The organism is Natronomonas aquatica, assembly GCF_024449025.1.
Taxonomy (GTDB): Archaea; Halobacteriota; Halobacteria; order Halobacteriales; family Haloarculaceae; genus Natronomonas; species Natronomonas aquatica.
Genome location: NZ_JAHLKM010000006.1, coordinates 127,830 through 129,931, shown reverse-complemented (window position 1 = coordinate 129,931; position 2,102 = coordinate 127,830). Strand labels below are relative to the sequence as shown.

The window sequence follows — 2,102 nt, the reverse complement described above, 5'->3', positions numbered from 1 at the left end:
ATGGGCGCTGCAGGATTTGAACCCGCGGCAACTTGGTCCGAAGCCAAGCACTCTGTCCAAACTGAGCTAAGCGCCCGCAGTCGAACTGTACCCCCTACCGGCGCTTAAGTCCCGTGGTTTCCAGCCGGGAGTCGGATCGCTTATACTGCCACCGCCGGACGGACTCCGCATGGAGCAGGTTCGTGGGGCGATCGAGCTGATGCGACCAGCCAACGCCGTGGCGGCCGGTGGGCTAACGCTTCTCGGTGCGTTCGTTGCAGGCGGAACGGCCGAACCGACGGCGGCCGCGTTCGCCGTCTTCGCGACGCTGCTGGCGACCGGCGGCGGTAACGCTATCAACGATTACTTCGACAGGGAGATCGACGCGGTCAACCGCCCCGACCGGCCGATCCCGCGCGGCGCAGTTACGCCCCGAGGGGCCCTCGGATTCAGCGGACTGTTGTTCGTTCTCGCGGTCGTCCTAACGGTCCTGTTGCCCCCTCTCGCGATCGCGATCGCGGTCGTAAACCTTCTGGCACTGATCGCTTACACCGAGGTATTCAAAGGATTACCGGGAGTCGGCAACGGGCTCGTCGGATACCTGACCGGGAGTACGTTCCTCTACGGCGGGGCGGCGGTCGGCGGCGATCTCGGACCCGTTCTCGTTTTGTTCGTCCTCGCTGCCGGCGCAACGGTCGCCCGAGAGATCGTTAAAGACGTCGAGGATATCGAGGGGGACCGAGCGGAGGGGCTGAACACCCTCCCGATCGCGATCGGCGAACGGAACGCCCTCGCTGTCGCGACCGCGTTCGTCGTGTTCGCGATCGTGGTGAGCCCGGCTCCATACGTTCTCGGGACGTTCGGACGCGTGTACTTGCTCGTCCTCGCGCCGCCGGTTTTCGGACTCGCGGCCGGGATGTACCGATCGCTCGGGGATCCGGCGACGGGACAACGATGGCTAAAGGCGTCGATGTTCGCCGCGGCCGTCGCCTTCGTCGTCGGCCGGTTCTCGGCGGTCGTCTGATCGTCGGCCCGGGGCGGATTTTTATTCCGTCCGAATGTAGATCCCTTCATGCCGGTCGAAACTGACTCAGAACTGCGTGAGATACTGGGACTCGAAACGATCGCCGTCGTGGGCTGTTCCGCGACGCCGGGCAAGGAGGCCCACGAGGTTCCGAAGTTCCTTCACGAGCAGGGCTACGAGATCGTTCCGGTGAACCCCTACGCCGACGAAATCTTCGGGATCGAACCGTACGATTCCCTCTCAGCAGTCGAGGAAAATATCGGTATCGTCGATGTGTTCCGGCCGAGCGAGGAAGTCGCCGAGATCGCCGAGGCGGCGATCGAACGCGACGACGTCGAGGTCGTCTGGACCCAACTCGGCATCACCGACCCGGAAGCCGGCGAGCGCGTTGAGGCTGCCGGGAAACGATACGTCGAGGATCGGTGTCTCAAGGTCGAGTACCAGCGGCTGATGGCATAGCGTTCAAGCGTCGCCGTCCCCGTCTTCGCTCTTTTTTCCATCGCCGGGGTCAGCTTCGGCGTCCGGGATCGCTCTCTCGACGTCCGAGGCGTTATCGTCGTTGTCTTCGCCTTCTGCCTCCTCGATTGCCACCTCGGTGAGAAGTTCCTCGACGTCGATCCCCTCCTTTTCGGCGAGCGCCTCGAGGATAGCTGCCTGGCCGTCGAGCTTGTTCTCCAGCGCGGCGACGCGTTCGTTGGTCTCTTGGACCGTCTCTCGGACCTCGAGCATCCGCTCGCGGAGTTCGCTGATCCGGCTGTACAGCTCTTCGCCCATGTCTGCGACCTTCTGGAGCTTCTTCGTCGCGCCTCCGAGTCCCATACAGCCCAGTTCGGTCCCGGCGATTGTTTGCCTTGCGGTGTCGGGTTCCGACGCTACCCGGATCGCTCATCGGTTCGATTCGTCGGACGCGGCGCTGTCGAGTTCCGATATAAGCCGAATGAGTGGGTGGACCCGAGGATTGCCCGGGCCGTCCAGTACGGGTATTCCCGCGTGCCTCCTCCACCCCGCGACCCCGCGGGCGACAGCTGTCCGCGGGCCCGCTGCTCACTTCCGTGCCTGGCGGATTGCCCGCGGTTAACCGCGCCCGAACGTCCCTGCA

General features: G+C 64.3%; 3 protein-coding genes, 1 tRNA gene and 1 other RNA gene (1 of these 5 only partly in view). 2 read left to right on the top strand and 3 right to left on the bottom strand.

Annotated features, from left to right (window positions below; genetic code table 11):
- Nucleotide 1: 1 nt before the first annotated feature.
- A tRNA-Arg gene (locus KM295_RS07350) sits at nucleotides 2-76 on the bottom strand.
- A gap of 93 nt (nucleotides 77-169) precedes the next feature.
- On the opposite strand from KM295_RS07350, the gene KM295_RS07345 reads away from it, so the two are divergent.
- Both KM295_RS07345 and KM295_RS07340 read left to right on the top strand, forming a co-directional pair.
- Complete coding sequence (locus KM295_RS07345; RefSeq protein WP_256029298.1) at nucleotides 170-1,003, top strand: geranylgeranylglycerol-phosphate geranylgeranyltransferase; 834 nt, start codon at nucleotides 170-172, stop codon at nucleotides 1,001-1,003.
- 48 nt (nucleotides 1,004-1,051) lie between these two features.
- Nucleotides 1,052-1,462, top strand: coding sequence for a CoA-binding protein (locus KM295_RS07340; protein WP_256029297.1), 411 nt, complete (start codon nucleotides 1,052-1,054; stop codon nucleotides 1,460-1,462).
- A gap of 3 nt (nucleotides 1,463-1,465) precedes the next feature.
- On the opposite strand, the gene KM295_RS07335 is transcribed toward KM295_RS07340, so the two are convergent.
- Both KM295_RS07335 and ffs read right to left on the bottom strand, forming a co-directional pair.
- A complete protein-coding gene (locus tag KM295_RS07335; RefSeq protein WP_256029296.1) occupies nucleotides 1,466-1,822 on the bottom strand; it encodes a DUF5798 family protein in 357 nt (118 codons plus the stop codon).
- A gap of 127 nt (nucleotides 1,823-1,949) precedes the next feature.
- Nucleotides 1,950-2,102: signal recognition particle sRNA (gene ffs / locus KM295_RS07330), an RNA gene on the bottom strand; it runs 160 nt beyond the window's last position.

Bases quoted from the DNA above. Each gene is read 5' to 3' on its own strand.
- KM295_RS07345 (WP_256029298.1), top strand. From the start codon at position 170: ATGGAGCAGGTTCGTGGGGCGATCGAGCTGATGCGACCAGCCAACGCC.
- KM295_RS07340 (WP_256029297.1), top strand. From the start codon at position 1,052: ATGCCGGTCGAAACTGACTCAGAACTGCGTGAGATACTGGGACTCGAA.
- KM295_RS07335 (WP_256029296.1), bottom strand. From the start codon at position 1,822: ATGGGACTCGGAGGCGCGACGAAGAAGCTCCAGAAGGTCGCAGACATG.